This is a genomic window from Mesorhizobium sp. M1050, assembly GCF_040318715.1.
Classification (GTDB): domain Bacteria; phylum Pseudomonadota; class Alphaproteobacteria; order Rhizobiales; family Rhizobiaceae; genus Mesorhizobium.
In genome coordinates, this window is sequence record NZ_JAMYMV010000104.1 from 1 (window position 1) to 16,075 (window position 16,075).

Annotated in this window: 13 protein-coding genes; 12 read left to right on the forward strand and 1 reads right to left on the reverse strand. The window is 60.3% G+C overall.

What is annotated here, in order from left to right; genetic code table 11:
- Positions 1-428 precede the first annotated feature (428 nt).
- From NKH57_RS31335 to NKH57_RS31375, 9 genes are all read left to right on the forward strand, one after another.
- Positions 429-1,340 carry a carbohydrate ABC transporter permease gene (locus tag NKH57_RS31335; protein ID WP_352950088.1) on the forward strand — a complete coding sequence of 304 codons (912 nt, stop codon included), beginning with the start codon at positions 429-431 and terminating at the stop codon, positions 1,338-1,340.
- Entirely contained in the window at positions 1,340-2,239 is a 900-nt protein-coding gene (locus NKH57_RS31340; RefSeq protein WP_023758886.1) for a carbohydrate ABC transporter permease, read from the forward strand. The genes NKH57_RS31335 and NKH57_RS31340 overlap by 1 nt, the downstream gene beginning before the upstream one ends.
- 44 nt (positions 2,240-2,283) lie before the next feature.
- The gene (locus tag NKH57_RS31345) at positions 2,284-3,813 is read left to right on the forward strand and encodes an ABC transporter substrate-binding protein (RefSeq protein ID WP_352950090.1); all 1,530 of its coding nucleotides are present in this window, start codon (positions 2,284-2,286) and stop codon (positions 3,811-3,813) included.
- A gap of 24 nt (positions 3,814-3,837) precedes the next feature.
- Positions 3,838-5,409, forward strand: coding sequence for an FGGY-family carbohydrate kinase (locus tag NKH57_RS31350; RefSeq protein ID WP_352950092.1), 1,572 nt, complete (start codon positions 3,838-3,840; stop codon positions 5,407-5,409).
- Complete coding sequence (locus tag NKH57_RS31355; protein WP_245266572.1) at positions 5,402-6,727, forward strand: iron-containing alcohol dehydrogenase; 1,326 nt, start codon at positions 5,402-5,404, stop codon at positions 6,725-6,727. Before NKH57_RS31350 ends, NKH57_RS31355 begins: the two co-directional genes overlap by 8 nt.
- A 76-nt stretch (positions 6,728-6,803) precedes the next feature.
- The gene (locus tag NKH57_RS31360; protein WP_352950094.1) at positions 6,804-7,886 is read left to right on the forward strand and encodes an ABC transporter ATP-binding protein; all 1,083 of its coding nucleotides are present in this window, start codon (positions 6,804-6,806) and stop codon (positions 7,884-7,886) included.
- Positions 7,887-8,942 (forward strand): hypothetical protein, encoded by a 1,056-nt coding sequence (locus tag NKH57_RS31365; RefSeq protein ID WP_352486032.1) that lies wholly within the window; start codon positions 7,887-7,889, stop codon positions 8,940-8,942.
- 85 nt (positions 8,943-9,027) lie between these two features.
- A complete protein-coding gene (locus NKH57_RS31370) occupies positions 9,028-10,026 on the forward strand; it encodes a sugar-binding transcriptional regulator (protein ID WP_352486033.1) in 999 nt (332 codons plus the stop codon).
- 278 nt (positions 10,027-10,304) lie between these two features.
- Positions 10,305-10,484, forward strand: coding sequence for a KTSC domain-containing protein (locus NKH57_RS31375; protein ID WP_352486076.1), 180 nt, complete (start codon positions 10,305-10,307; stop codon positions 10,482-10,484).
- A gap of 180 nt (positions 10,485-10,664) precedes the next feature.
- Here NKH57_RS31375 and NKH57_RS31380 read toward each other — a convergent pair whose 3' ends face one another.
- A complete protein-coding gene (locus tag NKH57_RS31380; RefSeq protein ID WP_352486034.1) occupies positions 10,665-11,738 on the reverse strand; it encodes a LacI family DNA-binding transcriptional regulator in 1,074 nt (357 codons plus the stop codon).
- A gap of 246 nt (positions 11,739-11,984) precedes the next feature.
- Here NKH57_RS31380 and NKH57_RS31385 point away from each other — a divergent pair, with 246 nt between their 5' ends.
- The 3 genes from NKH57_RS31385 to NKH57_RS31395 all read left to right on the forward strand — a co-directional run bounded on the left by NKH57_RS31385 (position 11,985) and on the right by NKH57_RS31395 (position 15,669).
- Positions 11,985-12,818, forward strand: coding sequence for an ABC transporter substrate-binding protein (locus NKH57_RS31385; RefSeq protein WP_502907357.1), 834 nt, complete (start codon positions 11,985-11,987; stop codon positions 12,816-12,818).
- 91 nt (positions 12,819-12,909) lie between these two features.
- Positions 12,910-14,451: an amino acid ABC transporter permease/ATP-binding protein gene (locus NKH57_RS31390; RefSeq protein ID WP_352950099.1), complete on the forward strand. Its 1,542-nt coding sequence runs from the start codon at positions 12,910-12,912 to the stop codon at positions 14,449-14,451.
- Between the two features lie 93 nt (positions 14,452-14,544).
- Positions 14,545-15,669 (forward strand): NAD(P)/FAD-dependent oxidoreductase, encoded by a 1,125-nt coding sequence (locus tag NKH57_RS31395; RefSeq protein WP_352950101.1) that lies wholly within the window; start codon positions 14,545-14,547, stop codon positions 15,667-15,669.
- Positions 15,670-16,075: the final 406 nt, after the last annotated feature.

A 16,075-nucleotide genomic window follows, 5' to 3' on the forward strand; every position in this document is an offset into this window, starting at 1 on the left:
GCCTTCGACCGTGCGGTCGAAGGCCGGCCGGCCGACGTGAAACTTCAGATCACCCTGCCAGATTAATGTGAGCCTGGCTGCTCTCAAGTCTTGACTCCTCGCGCGGTCGTCACGCTTTGGCGGCGGAGACGGGTGATGGCATCGGGCCTGCATGCTGCGCGGCCGCGTGACCACCTGGGGGTTTGTCGGTATTCGCCGACAAGCTTGCCTGATCCCCTTGGCTTGGAAAACAGTTCATATTTGCCCCTGATAGTCAACGTGCGGATCAACTCCCGCGGGCGCCGCTCAAAGCCGTCTTGACAAATCGACGGCCGTCCCACACGCTACCTTAACAAAAGGCACAACAAACTTACAAAAGTTCAAGTTGGCACGATCTGGCCGGTAGGGAGAAGGCCGATGCATCTCTGTCACCCAGCGGAGATTTGCGCGTGAGCACCGCGACTCTCACCCGAGAGAGGTCCGGGTGGGCCCTGCCCCGGTTCATGACGGCCGAGCATCCGTTTCCCTGGCTGGCACCGATCACGGTGATGCTTCTCGTTTTCGGCATCTATCCTCTCGCCTATTCGGTCTGGCTGTCCTTTCACAAACGCAATGTCGTATCGCGGCAGCTTGATTTTGCCGGATTCCACCAGTGGGCACGCGCATTTTCGGATACGCGCATGTGGGATGCGTTGGAAACCACACTAATCTATACATTCATCGCGCTTGCGGTTCAGCTTGCACTCGGCATCCTCATCGCCCTCCTGCTTGATACCGATCGCAAGGGGTACGGGATCCTGCGGGCGCTGATGACACTGCCGCTGGTCGTGCCGCCTGCGGTTACCGGAATGATGTTCCTGCTGATGCAGGACGGCTCTTTCGGTGTCCTGTCGTTCTATCTCTATGCCCTCAACCTGATCTCGCCGGCACAGCCGATCTTGACCCAGCCGGTAACCGCATTGCTGGCGATCCTGCTGGCGGACATATGGCAATGGACGCCGTTCATGGTGCTCATCATACTGGCGGGCCTGCGGGCGCTGCCGAAGGAGCCTTTCGAAGCCGCGGCGATCGATGGCGCCAGTGGGATCCAGACATTCTTGCGACTTACACTGCCGATGCTGCGCAAGGTGATTGCAGTCGCGGTGCTGATCCGCGGCGTCGATCTTTTTCGAATCTACGACTACGTCTACATCATCAGTGCCGGCGGGCCGGGCACGGCTACCGAGACGCTCTCGTTCTACGCAGGCCGGATCTATTTCACGGGAGATTTTCCCTACGCCGCGACCTTGTCGCTGATCGTGCTCGTCGTCCTCATCGCAGTGTCGAACCTCTTCGTCAGGCTTTTCAAGGTAAGGTTCTGATGGAGCCCTCCCGCGCCCAGATGATCGCACGTGACCTGCTCGCCGTGTTGGTGGTTGCGATCTTCATGTTCCCGATCGCGTGGTGGGCGCTGTCCTCCATCAAACCCTATTCGGCGATCTTCGACCGCAGTGGACCGGTCTACATCGGCTTCAAACCGACGCCGGACAATTACCGCGTGACGCTGCTCGGCGTGTCGCGAGTCGATATCGGCATGGAACAGGGGGGCGAGGCGGCCGGAGTAATAAAGGGAGGCGCCAGTTCTTACGATTCCCGCCAGTCGCTGCTCGCCAGCGCGATCATAGCGGTCGGGTCGACGGCACTGACACTGGTCCTGGCGACGCTGGCTGCCTATTGCCTGTCGCGAATGCAGTTCAGCGGGCAGCAGTCGTTCCTGTTCTGGATCCTCTCGCAGCGCTTTATGCCGCCTATCGCGATCGTCATACCGATCGTTTTCATGTTCCGGGATCTCGGCCTGCGCGATACTTATACTGGGCTCATCCTCGTCCACAGCTTGATCAATCTGCCGCTGGCAGTTTTGCTTTTGAAGTCGTTCTTCGACGATGTTCCACGCGAGGTTGACGAGGCGGCACTGATTGACGGTGCGACGCGCTGGCAGACGTTCGGACGCGTAGTCCTTCCTATGGTGAAGGGCGGCGTCGCCGCGACCGCCGTACTATGTTTCATCTTTTCATGGACCGAGTTCCTGCTGTCGCTGTTCCTGACAACGTCGATCCGCACTGTCCCGGTGAAGATCTCGACGTTTGTGACTTCGACGGCCACCGAATGGGGCTACATCACAGCACTCGGCACGTCTGCGATCATACCGAGCTTCATCTTTATCCTGCTGGTTCAACGGCATCTGGTCCGCGGCCTGACCCTTGGATCTCTCAAGGAGTAAGGCCGGACGAGAAGAACGACGACAAACGCAACGGAGGAACGATCATGAGCTTCAGAGACCACGACAAGAAGACATTCGTCGCCGATACCTGCAACGACTTTACAGCGCGTCGAATAACCAAACGCGACTTCATGAGGAAGATGGCGCTGGCGGGCATTGGCTTTTCCGCCTTCGGATCGGCTATGCTGGGTGGCGGTCGCCCCAATCGAGGGATGCTGGGCTTCGGGGTCGAGGAGGCCCGGGCCCAGGACACGGACATGCTGAAGTGGCTGGCCGATGTCGGTAAGCCATATGCCGGCACGAAAATTCGCTACACCTCGGAAGCAACGCCGCCCACGATCGTCGCTAACCAACTTGTCGCGGGTGAATTCACGAAAGCAACCGGCATTGAGGTCGAGGTCGAGATCGTGCCGCTAGAGCAGGTTCTCGCCAAGGCCACGCAGGACGTGCAAGGCCAGCTGGGCACCTATGATGTCTACTATCTTGACCAGTCCTGGATGGCGACATTTGCACAGGATGTCATCGATCCGCGCGAGTATTACGACCAGAACAAAGCGCTGGCGATGCCCAATTTCGACTGGGACGATTTCTCCAAGCCGCTGGTCGACGGTATCGCCATGTACAATGGCAAACAGTGCGGAATTCCCTTCGATATTCCGATCTTCATCCTGATGTATCGCAAAGACCTTTTCGACAAGCATAATATCGCCTTGCCGACAGACCTCGACGCCTATCTCAAGGCCGTGCAGGCGCTGACTGAGGCGGAAAAGGGCAATGGCATCTTTGGCACCGCATGCCAGGCGAAGTCCGGCCATTATTCGCTCGAATGCGACTGGACCTTCGCACTTTGGGGTCATGGCGGTTCGATTTTCAACAAGGATAAGAAGTTCGTCGGCAACGATGAGCGCGGCATAGCCGGGCTGAAATTCTACCAGGAACTGGTCAAGAACTCGCCACCGTCGGCGACGACATGGACCTGGGATGGACAGGGGCAGGCCCTGACACAGGGGCAGGCCGCCATGGCAATCACCTGGGGCGAGGATTTCCCCGGTTTCGATGCCAACGATTCCAAGGTCAAAGGCCTGTTCGAGGCCTTGCCTGCGCCCAAGGAGGTTCCCGGCCGCCGCGCCATCGCGGATTGCGGCTTCAACGAAATCCCGGCCGTCGGTCATCAGGGCGGCTCGACGATTTCCCTGTCGCAATATTCCAAGAACAAGGAAGCGGCTTGGTTGTTTATGCAGTGGGTCTGCTCGAAGGACGTGATGGCGCGGGTCTCGACGCTTGGCGGCGGCGCCTCGCCGATGCGCAATTCCTCCTTCACGGATCCTCGGGTCAAGGCGAAGGCCGTGGTTGGACCAGGAACAACACGCCATTTCGAGGCGATCAAATACACAATCGACAATCAGATGGGATCTGAGCCGGACATGCCCATCTGGGCGGATCTGTCGAACAATGACATCCCGGTCGAACTCGGCAAGCTGCTGACTGGTCAGGACTATGGCGGGGACGCCAAGGCATGCCTCGATGCCATCGCCCACATTGTCGACGGTAAGGTCAAGGACGCGGGGCTTTAATGGCGTAATTGGGCTATTTCGGCGATGGCGGTTTCGACCGCCCTCGCCCTTGGCAAGGTGGCGGCAATGGCTCCGGATCTCGTCATCGGCATCGATTCCTCGACCTCGGCAACCAAGGCAATTGCCTGGGACCGCAATGGACGCAGCGTGGCGGAGGGTCGCGCGCCGATAGCAATGTCCAACCCGCGCTCGGGGTATTTCGAGCAGGACCCGGCCCAGTGGTGGGCTTCGGCGGTCGCAGCGCTGCGCACCGTAACTGCAACAGTTTCGCCAAGGCGCATTGCCGCCCTAGCCATTTCCAACCAGCGCGAGACCTTTGGCCTTTTCGACGAACAGGGCGAAGCGCTCCGGCCCGCGACACTCTGGCTGGACGAGCGGGCTCGCCAGAAAGCACGCCGCTTCGGCGAGGCATTCGGCGCGGCGCGCGTCCACGCGATATCCGGCAAGCCGCTGGACGTCATTCCTTGCCTTTATCGCATGATCTGGTTTCGAGAGGAGCAGCCCGAGATCTTTGCCCGGGTGGAGCGAATGGCCGAAGTCCATGGCTATCTCGTTTTTCGCCTGAGCGGCCGATGGGTAACATCGACTGCCTCAGCGGACCCGATGGGTGTGCTTGACATGCGCGCAATCGACTGGTCGAACGAGATACTGGAAGCGGCAGGCGTCGCCCGGCGGATGATGCTGGACTTGGCTCGGCCAGGGACGGTTGTGGGCCAGGTAACTCAGGAAGCCGCCACGCTGACAGGCTTGCGGGAGGGCACGCCGATCGTGGCTGGCGGCGGCGACGGTCAATGCGCCGGAACGGGCGCCGGTGTGTTGCAGCAGGGAAGCGCTTACATCAATCTTGGCACAGCGGTCGTCTCGGGAAGCTTCGGCACCGAGTACGTCTGTGATCCGGCCTTCCGTACCGAAAATGCCATCGCTGAGGATGGCTACATCTACGAGACGTGTCTGCGCGCCGGCACTTTCCTCGTCGACTGGATGGCGCGCGAAATGCTGGGCGTCGATCTGCATGGCTGCAACGGCGAGCTGGAGGCGCTTGAGGCCGAGGCCGCAGCCAGCCCGATCGGCGCTGGCGGCATAATGCTGTTGCCCTACTGGCAAGGCGTCATGGATCCCCATTGGAACAGCGGCGCTCGCGGTGTGATTGCCGGGCTTTCCGGCTCGAGCCGCCGCGGCGACATCTATCGCGCAGTGCTGGAAGGCATAGCGCTCCATCAGGCAGCTACAAGTCAGCGGGCCGCTGCCGCCGCCCACCAGGACATCGACTACTTTATAGCGATCGGCGGAGGAGCGAAGTCCGACCTGTGGATGCAGATTCTGGCGGATGCACTCGACCGTCGCGTAAAGCGTTCGACGACCGTGGAAGCCTCCTCGCTCGGCGCGGCAATGGCAGCGGCAAAGGGGGTGGGCTGGTTTTCCACCATCTCCGAAGCCTCCCTCGCAATGGCCAGCGAATCCGCCAAATGTTTCGAACCCAATGCAGTCCATGCCGGCCGGTATGCCGAACTTCTTGCGATTCACGCCGATCTTTGGCCGACGATTTCGGCCTGGAACCAGCGACTGGCGGCTTTCACGGAGGCTGATGGTGGCTGAGACGATCAACTGGAACGCCCTGATCGAGGATGTTGTCGCAGGACGCTGGAAGGATCCTGAGACAGGCGCGGCCGCTGACCTGCCCTTCCAGACGATCGAATTGCTGGAGACGACTGAAGGCCGCGAGGCGGATCTCATCGCGCCTCTGGCGCTGGGCAGCCGGATTGCTGTCGTGTCCGATGTCAACACTTTCGAAGTAATGGGGCGACGTGTCGCTAAGGCGCTGCGCAGTGTAGCCGATATTGACGCAATCGTGCTTCCCGACGGCCTCGACTGCGAAGAAACGACGATCGAGTTGGTCAGGGAGAAAACGCGTCACGCCGACGGCATCGTTGCCGTCGGGTCCGGAGTCCTCAACGACAGCTGCAAGCACGCAACCTTCCTCGACGGCCGGACCTATGCGGTCTTCGGAACCGCAGCGTCGATGAATGGCTACGGCGCCTCGACTGCGTCGGTGACGTTGGCTTCAGGGCTCAAGATCTCGCTGCCCTCGCACGCCCCGCGCGGCATCTTCCTGGACCTAGGCGTGTCGGCGGCAGCGCCAAGCTGGCTCAGTGCTGCTGGCCTTGGCGACAGCCTCTGCCGGTCCACCGCGCAGGTCGACTGGTGGGCTTCGCATCGGCTTTTCGGGACCTATTACTCCGACGTGCCTTATCGGCTGCAGGCCGGCGACGAGGAGCCGATGCTGGCCCACGCGTCTGGCCTGGCGTCGCATGATCTCACCGCCGTCGGGCATCTCCAGCGCGTGTTGACGCTTTGCTCGATGGGAGTCTGCTTCGCGGGCGTTTCGCACCCCGGCTCCATGGGGGAGCACCAAATCTCCCATTGGGTCGACATGTTCGCGCGAGAGCATCATCCCGGTACGACCCATGGTCAGCAGGTTGGCGTGGCATCGCTGGTCATGGCGCGGCTGCAAGCGATGCTGCTGGACATGGAAGAGCCCCCTCGGGCAAAGCCGACGCCCATCGATGAGGCGGCGATGCTGGTACGCTACGGTGCGCAACTTGGACCGCTTTGTATAGCCGAAATGAGGAAGACAGCACTCGACCACAAAGAGACAGAAGCTTTCAACCGGAAGCTTGAGGAAATCTGGCCGGCTCTGCGCCGGGAGCTTCGGCCGATGGCTATGCCGGTCGCCCGCATGGAAGCAGCGCTTAAGGCTGCTGGAGGCCCGGTCACCGGCGCCGAATTAGGCCTGCCACGAGAGCTTTGGCACGACGCCATTCGCTGTTCGCGAGAAATCCGAGGCCGCTGGTCCTTTGTCAATTTGGCGGCCGATGCAGATCTCCTGGAAGAATTTCTGCAGAGCGAACGGTGAGACCGCATTTGCATCGTCCCAGTGGCTCGCATGGCGAATGGAAACGAACGGCAAGGGAATTGAAGGGTAGCAATTTATGGCGTCTGTAACCATCAACAACATAAAGAAGGACTATGGCGCCGTAGAGGTGATCCATGGACTCGACCTTTCGATCGAAGATGGCCAGTTCGTCGTCCTGTTAGGCCCCTCCGGATGCGGCAAGTCCACCCTGTTGCGCATGATTGCCGGTCTTGAACCCATCACATCCGGTCGCATCGCCATAGGCGACCATGTCGTCAATACCCTTCATCCCAAGGATCGCAACATTGCGATGGTGTTCCAGAATTACGCGCTTTATGCGCACATGACGGTTTTCGACAATATGGCCTTTTCCATGCAGTTGAAGAAACGACCTAAGGAAGAGATCAAACAGAAGGTAGGATGGGCCGCGTCAGTTCTCAATCTGACTCCCTACCTGGAACGGTATCCTCGCCAGCTTTCCGGCGGTCAGCGGCAGCGTGTTGCCATGGGCCGCGCAATCGTGCGCGATCCAACCGTGTTCCTGTTCGACGAACCGCTGTCCAATCTCGATGCCAAACTGCGCGTGCAGATGCGGACCGAAATCAAGGAGCTCCACCAGCGGCTGAAGACCACGACAGTATACGTCACGCACGATCAGATCGAGGCGATGACCATGGCCGACGTCATCGTAATCATGCGAGACGGCTACATCGAACAGATCGGGCGCCCGCTCGACGTCTATGATCGCCCGGAAAATCTCTTTGTCGCCTCATTCATCGGCTCGCCTGCAATGAATATGTTTCATGGTGAGGTGGCCGATGAAGGGGACGCAGGGGTGGTGCGGATCGGTGACCTCGCCCTGCCGCTACCACCAAAGGCCGCGGTCCGCCCGGGCCAAAAGGTAGTCTATGGCGTCCGCCCCGAGCATCTTCGACCTGTGACGGATGGGAGCGGCATCCGGGCGACCGTCACTGTTGTCGAGCCGACTGGTCCTGAAATCCATATCTTCGCCAGCGTGGGCGACATCGTGGTCTGCTCGGTACTGCATAGCCGGATGGAGCTCTCTCCCGGGGCGACAATCCATCTGGAGCCCGCGCCAGACCGAATTCATCTGTTTGACCAAGGCAGCGGCGAACGGCTGGACAAGGGAAGAAACTGAATGGCGCGGATCGTCATCCTCGGTGCCGGCGTCATGGGCTCGGCCATGACGCTTCCGGCCGCTCACGCGGGTAACAGCATCAGCCTCGTCGGGACCCATCTTGATGAAGAGATCGTTGCATCGGTGGCCAGCACAGGGCACCATCCGCGTCTCAACGTCACTCTGCCAGCCGCCGTTGTCGCCTACCCCTGGACTGGATTCGTTGACGCGATGAGCGACCGACCCGATCTACTTGTGCTCGGTGTCTCGTCGGCTGGCGTTCCCTGGGCGATCGACCGTATCGCCGAGAGTGTCACGTCGCCCGTGCCGATTTTGATGGTTACAAAGGGGCTCGCCGCGCGAGACGATGGCATCGACATCCTGCCACACGTGGTTGCCCGCGAAATTCAACGGCGCACCGCTTTGTCGATGCCGGTGATGGCAGTGGGCGGACCGTGTATTGCCGGAGAACTGGCGGCCCAGCGCGATACCTCTGTGATCGTGGCAGGGCACGACGCCGACAGTATTGCCGCGGCATCTCGCCTCCTGCGAGCCCCCTTCTATCATGCGCGGGCGTCGTCCGATCTCGCCGGGGTTGAAATCTGCGCCGCTTTCAAGAATTTCTATACGCTCGCAGTTGGGGCTCCAGTCGGGCTTCTTGAGCGCGACAACAAGGCGCCGAACGGCGCACTCATGCACAATCTTGCCTCGTCACTTTTTTCGCAGTCCCTCCAAGAAATGGCGATCCTTGTCGAAGCCCTGGGCGGAAAAATCGCAACCGTGCGGGGATTGGCGGGTTCCGGCGATCTTTACGTGACCTGCCAGGCAGGCCGCAACGGTCGAATGGGACGCTTGCTCGGCTGCGGCTTGCGTTATTCCGTGGCAAAGCGCGACCATATGAGTTCGGACACGGTCGAGGGGGCGCAACTGGCGCTGGATCTTGGCCCGACATTGGAGAGAATGATGAGCCGGGGCAAACTTCCTCGCGATCGCCTGCCGCTGACGGCCGCCATAGTCGAAGCAATTTGCCATGACGCTCCGCTGGTATTGTCCTTCGACAGTTTTCATCGTGGATAGGCGAATACACAAAGCGCTTCACGTCGATGGCACGGTCCGCCGAGCCACTCGGCTATCGAAGCGCCCCGTGTAGAGAGGACTTTTGATGGAGAAACCACCAAGAAAGAAACGCGACGGCCGCCAGATCCTAGCGAATTCCGTCAGCGTCGATCGCGAGGAAGGGCTCCTTGTCCGGGCCGCCTGGCTTGCCTATGTGGGTGACCTCACACAGGCGCAAATCGCCAAGTCTCTCGGTCTAACCCGCCTTCGCGTCAATCGGATGCTGGCGCTTGCCCGCGAGCGGGGGATAGTCCAGATTCGGATTAATTCCAAGGTAGCCAGCTGCATAGATCTAGAGCACCGGCTGCGGGTCGTCTATGGCGTCTCTGATCCAATCGTGGTCCCAACGCCTCCCGATCCCGCTCTGATACCGCAGGTCATTGCAGCCGCGGCGGGCGAAGCCCTGTCGGCTAGAATCCGGGACGGAATATCCGTCGGCGTGGGTTGGGGGAGGACGCTCCAGCTCAGCCTCCGGTCTGTGACAGTGCGCCCGGTGAAAGGAATGTCGATCGTTTCTTTGCTCGGCGGCCTGACGCGGGGGTCGGCCATCAACATTTATGATATGGCTTCTCGGCTTGCGGCGCTGTTCGATGCCGAATGTTTCTACATCGCAGCCCCGGTGTTCACGGATACCGAGGCCACGCGCGATCTGCTCATGCGCCAGTCCATTCTGGAAGATGCCTTTACACATGCCCGTGCTGTCGAGGCCGCTTTTGTTTCAGTTGGCGCGGTTCACAAGGACGCCACGATTTTTCGCATCGGGCTGGTGGGCGAGGATGACCTCACGTCCCTCCAACAGGCAGGCGCCGTTGGCGATATCTGCGGCCACTGGATCGATGCGGACGGACAACTCGTCGATCACCCGCTCAACCGGCGCGTTATCGGCCTCGCACCTCAAAACTTGCGTGACATCGATACGGTGATCTTGCCTTCCGGTGGACTCGAAAAAGTTCCGGTGCTGCGCGCTGTATTGCGTCTTGGCGTCGTCGATGTCCTGATCACCGACGAAAAGACTGCTGAATCGATCCTTTCAGAAAAGTCCTAGAGAGGACTGACTGATTTTAGGGGCGCGGACTTGTCTTGGTCGTCCAGAATTCGACTATTCGTTTAGCAGCTTTGCGCAACCCGGGGAGAAACGACGGCCTCCTATGAAAGAGACCTATGAAAAGTCCTTCCTGACGAAGCGGGGGAGTCTTGCCTCTGTCACGGCGCAAGTCGTCGTCTTCGTGTCCGGGTCCCGTGACCTGAGCAGATCTCGACTGCAACAGAAGCCCGCCGGCTCGGGCCGGCGGTCCCTCAGGACGTACCATTCCGTCGACCTCGATACGCAAATTCGAATATGACCCAGATTCCAGGATCCCGTCGGTGTGGTTTATAGCAAGCGGCAGGCATTACGAGTTCTTGGACGTGCCGCCGGAGAGCTTCGCCGAATTCAAATCTGCCTTTGCCAAGGGTCGCTATTTTAACGACCACATCCGCAACCTCTTGCCTACCGGCTCGTGAGATAACGCTTGTCGGGTTTTCACGTGTCCGTCTCCAGCGCTCGTGCACTTCCCCTTCCATGGGATCCGGTGATTGCAACGTCACCAGCGCGCCATGGCCGCTTTCGCCTCGGCGAAGGGCCGTTCTCTCTCCAAAGCTTTTTGCAGAACCTTCAGGATCCCGGCGATTGAGCTTGGGCGTCTACCGCCCTCTGTTCGAGGGCGGGCCTACGGATCCGCGTTCGATGATCGTGGTCGGCAAAATCAGCCTTTCGGGCGATCGTGTTTCGCCCTTCAACCGCCGGATGAGCAAATCCGCGACACTCTTGCCAAGCGCATAGACTGGCTGGTCAATGACGGTAATGGGCGGGGTTGTCACGCTCGTCCAATCCGCATTATGGAACGTGATCAGCGAAATGTCCTCGGAAACTCGCAAGCCGCGCTGGCGGATCACCCTGAAGATCTCTAGCGCTATGACGCTGTCGGAGGCAAGGATCGCCGTCGGTCGATCTGGTTCGGACAGGAGCTTGTCGGCAACCCTGCGCGCTTCGACAGGGCTTGTTGCACCCAGGCGAACATAACGTTCCGGCCGCTCAATTCCGGCGTCACGGCACACGGTGAGGAAGCCGTCGATACGCTCGCGAACCGATGAGGTATAGATTTGCGCTAGATCGCGGTATTCGTGCCCTTCGACCGCAGTCACATAAGCGATGTTGCGGTGGCCGGCATTGGCAAGAATGCGCGTCGCCCGCATGGCGCTGCCGCGATCGTCGATCGTGACGGTATCGACACCCAGATCGGGCAGCCCCCTATCGAGCAAGGCAAGCGGTCGGCCTGAACGATGGATGTCGCGCAGGTGTGAGATGTCGCGCGATTCCGATGGCGTGACGATCAGCCCGTCGACGCGCTTGCCGATCAAAATTCGCACAGCAGTCTTTTCGTCTTCGATCCTCTCGCCGGAGTTGGCCAGAATCACGTTGAATCCGGCCGCTCTTGCCGCATCGCTGATGCCGCGCACCGCCAAGCTGAAGAACGGGTTCTCGATGTCGCCGACAACCACCCCGATGATGCCGGACCGGCCGGTCGTCATGCTGCGAGCCAACTCGTTCGGACGGTAGTCCAATATCTTGGCCGCGGCCAGGACATCCGCACGGATCATGTCGCTGACGACGCCGTATCCGCCGAGCACGCGCGCGGCCGTCGCTTTTGACACCTTTGCCGCGCGGGCGACATCGCTGACTGTTATCGACTGGGTCTTGGGCGCGGTTCTTTTCATCGGATGAACGACTACAAGAGTTGTTGACGGAAGGTCAATCTGGCGATAACGATTACCAAAGAGACCGGTCTCACACAATAAGAGACCGGTCTCTTACACGAGAGAGCGAGGGTTTCGAGAATCGTGGAGACAGCCGGCCGCGCAAGCCCCGTGGCAGCGACGAACGATGTGAGGCGCGAGATTTATAGCCTCAACGCAAATGCCAAGAACAACAAACCTTCAGAGTGGAGAGAAGACATGAGCAGGATGGGAATTCTCAAGTCGTTGATGTCACCGGTCAGGACTGGCGTAATGGCTCTTATGGCCGTGTGCATCGGCGCCGGGTTGATTTCGGGAACCGCCGCCGCGGATGACAATCCCTACGGTCTTATTGATGCGAAAGTCATCAGCGTTGGTACCATGGGCGATGCCAAACCCTACGCTTTCACCCAAGCGGATGGCACGTTCACCGGCTTCGACATCGAATTGTTCCGCAACGTCGCGAGCCGCCTTGGATTCAAGCCGGATCAGGTGATCTTCACCGGCCAGGAATTCTCGGCGCTGATGCCTTCGGTTGCGAACGAACGTTTCGATGTCGCGGTCGCGGCAATCGGTACGACGGAAGCGCGCAAGAAGACCGTCGACTTTTCCGACGGCTATCTCGCGGGCTATCTCTCGGTACTTACCGCCGACAAGGCGATAAATTCGGCGGATGGGCTCAAGGGCAAGCGTCTCGGCGTCGTGCAGGGTACACTGCAGGAAATCTACGCGGCGAAGAACTTTGTCGGAACCGATCTCGTCAAATTCCCCGACAACAACTCCGCCGTTTCCGCGCTGAACAACGGAACCGTCGACGCGCATTTCCTGGATTACGAGGCCGCCAAGCAATATGGCGAGCGTTATCCGGGGCTGACGATAGCGCTCAACATTCCTTCCTTCGACGCACCCGCCGGCTTCGTGCTGCGCAAAGGCAACGACAAGTTTCGCGAGGCGTTGAACACTGCCTTGCATGCGGCGATGCAGGACGGCACCTGGAAGACGCTCTACGAGAAGTGGTTTCCCGGGTCACCTATGCCCGACCAGTATCTCCCCAAGAAGTAACCGCGCACAGCCGCCGGCTGTGACGGCCGGCGGACGCGCGCTCGCGCCTGAGTTCATGGTGACGCAAATAGCGCGATAAAAAGGGGACCGAATGGACTGGCTCGAAAACCTGCGTCGCAGTTTCCTCGACTGGCAAGCCATGGCCGACGTGCTGCCGAGCATGATCACCATCGGACTGAAGAACACCTTGATCCTCGCCGCGGCGTCCACGGTACTCGGTGTCGTTCTCGGCATGGTCCTTGCGGTCATGGGCATCTCGCAATCGCGCTGGCTGCGCATTCCGGCGCGGGTCTACACCGATATCTTCCGTGGCCTTCCGGCGATCGTCACGATTCTGCTGATCGGCCAGGGCTTCGCTCGCATCGGCCGCGAAATCTTCGGGCCTTCCCCCTATCCGCTCGGCATTCTCGCCCTCAGCCTGATTGCTGGGGCCTACATGGGCGAAATCTTCCGCTCAGGCATCCAGAGCGTCGAGCGCGGGCAAATGGAAGCCTGCAGGGCGCTCAGCATGAGCTATGGGCAGGGCATGCGTCTGATCGTGATTCCGCAAGGCATTCGCCGCGTCCTGCCGGCTCTGGTCAACCAGTTCATCGGCAACGTCAAGGATTCGAGCCTTGTCTATTTCCTTGGTCTGCTCGCGTCGGAGCGCGAGATTTTCCGTGTCGGTCAGGACCAGGCGGTGGTCACCGGAAACCTCTCGCCATTGCTTCTGGCTGGCGTGTTCTATCTCGTCATCACCGTGCCGTTGACCCATCTGGTCAATTACATCGACAACTCGCTGCGACTAGGCAAGCAGAAGGCCGGCATCGTCACCAGCGGCCTCGCCGAGGTGAGCGAACTGGAAAGCGCAATCAGCAGTCCTCATTCGGGGACCAGCACTGAAGGCAGTTTGGCGCTTCCCCGGTTCAAGGGCGGCAGTCTCGCCATCAGCAATCTCGACATGGCCTATGGCGATCTCGATGTCCTCAAGAACGTCAGCCTGACGGTCAAACCGGGCACGGTCACATGCGTCATCGGTCCGTCAGGTTCGGGCAAGTCGACCCTGTTGCGCTGCCTCAACCGCCTGGTCGAGCCCAAGGGCGGCGACGTGCTGCTCGATGACGCCAGCATCCTGGCGATGAAGCCTGAAAAGCTGCGCCGGCGTGTCGGCATGGTGTTCCAGCAGTTCAACCTGTTCCCCGACCACACAGCCCTAGAAAACGTCATGCTGTCGCTGACCAAGGTCAAGGGCATTCCGCCGCAGGAGGCCGAGCGCATCGCCGAGGCACGCCTTGCCGATGTCGGCCTTGCCGCTCGCAAACACCATCGTCCCGGCAGCCTTTCCGGTGGCCAGCAGCAGCGTGTGGCAATCGCGCGTGCGCTTGCAATGAACCCGGAGGTTATTCTGTTCGATGAGGTGACAAGCGCTCTCGATCCCGAACTGGTGAAGGGCGTACTCAACCTGATGGCGGATCTCGGCCGGCGCGGCATGACAATGGTGGTCGTTACCCACGAAATGGGCTTTGCCCGCAAGGTCGCCGATCAGGTCGTCTTCATGGATGAAGGCCGCGTCATCGAGGCCGGCACGCCTGCTGCGATCTTCGATAGTCCCAAAAGTGTGCGTCTGAAACATTTCCTTGCCGAAGTGCTTTGATCGCACCATCGCAGGCCCTGAGGCACATCGAAACCCAAAGTGCCTTCGTCGCGGCCGCCCAGTCCAAACTCCATACAGTGAAAGAAATATCTCATGGCTACATCGCATTCGGTCTCAAAGGTGGTTGTTGTCGGGGGCGGTATTTTCGGTGTCTCCTCGGCCGTTCATCTTGCAAGGCTCGGCATCGAAACCGTCCTGGTCAATGATGGACCGCTCGCCAAGGGAGCTTCCGGCCGCTCGCTCGCCTGGCTCAATTCCGCTCGCAAGCGGTCGGCTGAGTATCATCGGCTGCGCATGATTGGTATCGACCGCTACCGGACGCTGTCCGCGAGATATCCGGATGCCACCTGGCTGCGTTTTGACGGCGGCCTGACATGGGATGCGGACGACGCCTCGAACGAGATCGCCGATGTCTTGGCCCATGAGAAAGACCTCGGCTATGACGCGCGGCATCTGTCCCCAGATGCGATAGCGTCGGTCACCCCGGGCATAGATGCCAGCGCGGTCACGCCTCAGGGCGCGATCTTCAACCCAGGTGAAGGCTGGGTCGATCTGCCGTCGCTGATCGAGATATTAATTGCGGAGTTCGTGGCGCGTGGCGGCCAGCTTGTCACCGATGCCGGAAGCGCCGCGGTCACGGTCGTCAACGGCCGCGCCACTGGCGTCACCACGACAAGCGGCATCAGCTTTACCGCCGATGCGGTGCTGCTGGCCACCGGCGGTGATGTGCCGGGCATGGTTGCACAGTCCGGCCAACATATCGCCGACGGGACGCCGATTGCGCTGCTGGTCAGGACCAAGCCGATCCACTTGCCGCTTCGGGCGGTGCTCAACACGCCACGCGTCGCCATCCGACCGACGCCGGACGGAGCTTTCGTGCTCGATTCCGCCTGGTCGGAAGAAGAGGTGGTCGTCAATTCTGATGGCGCGTATGGGGTGCTGGATTCCACTGTTCAGGGGCTTCTCAACGAAGCCTCGAAGGTTCTCGCGGGCCATCCGAAACTGGATCTGGAAAGCTATGGTGTCGGCCCCAAGCCAATTCCCGCGGACGGCGAGCCGGTATTTGGCCAATTGAAGGAGATCGAGGGCTACTACGTCGCCTTCAGCCACAGCGGCGCAACGCTTGGCCTGATCGCCGGCGAGCTGCTTGCCGACGAGATCGCAACCGGGAGAGAGCACTCACTCCTTGCAAACTTTCGGCCGGCTCGATTTTCTTGAAGAGCTATGCAAAGTAGCCGCGGCTTCGCCGGATCGGCGATCATCCGGGTGGCGGATTTATGAATCACAACGCTCTCCCCGCATCCAATGCTTCCATCGCCAGGCGCCATTCGTTCGGCTCGACACGGATGAAAGGTAATCTCGCGTTTCGAGGAATGGCACGCCCTTGCACATGCGCGTGTTGCAGACGATGGCGCTCGGGCGCCCGCCTGCGCTGGTACGCGCGCGGTTGAACGCGCCGCGCAACGCCTCCAAGTCATTTCCGTTTACGATGCCAGGTTCGACGACTTCATCGACTGCTTCAACAAGCAGCGGCCGTACTAGGTGTGAGCTTTCAGAGGGTTGTCCATTCGGACCGGACCGAGGAGACTGGAGTTACCAAGCTGCAGCACTCACCGGAGGGTCC

Excerpts from the sequence above, each read along its gene's own strand:
- NKH57_RS31340 (WP_023758886.1), top strand. The coding sequence starts at position 1,340 with ATGGAGCCCTCCCGCGCCCAGATGATCGCACGTGACCTGCTCGCCGTG.
- NKH57_RS31345 (WP_352950090.1), top strand. The coding sequence starts at position 2,284 with ATGAGCTTCAGAGACCACGACAAGAAGACATTCGTCGCCGATACCTGC.
- NKH57_RS31350 (WP_352950092.1), top strand. The coding sequence starts at position 3,838 with ATGGCGGTTTCGACCGCCCTCGCCCTTGGCAAGGTGGCGGCAATGGCT.
- NKH57_RS31360 (WP_352950094.1), top strand. The coding sequence starts at position 6,804 with ATGGCGTCTGTAACCATCAACAACATAAAGAAGGACTATGGCGCCGTA.
- NKH57_RS31365 (WP_352486032.1), top strand. The coding sequence starts at position 7,887 with ATGGCGCGGATCGTCATCCTCGGTGCCGGCGTCATGGGCTCGGCCATG.
- NKH57_RS31370 (WP_352486033.1), top strand. The coding sequence starts at position 9,028 with ATGGAGAAACCACCAAGAAAGAAACGCGACGGCCGCCAGATCCTAGCG.
- NKH57_RS31380 (WP_352486034.1), bottom strand. The coding sequence starts at position 11,738 with ATGAAAAGAACCGCGCCCAAGACCCAGTCGATAACAGTCAGCGATGTC.
- NKH57_RS31385 (WP_502907357.1), top strand. The coding sequence starts at position 11,985 with ATGGGAATTCTCAAGTCGTTGATGTCACCGGTCAGGACTGGCGTAATG.
- NKH57_RS31390 (WP_352950099.1), top strand. The coding sequence starts at position 12,910 with ATGGACTGGCTCGAAAACCTGCGTCGCAGTTTCCTCGACTGGCAAGCC.
- NKH57_RS31395 (WP_352950101.1), top strand. The coding sequence starts at position 14,545 with ATGGCTACATCGCATTCGGTCTCAAAGGTGGTTGTTGTCGGGGGCGGT.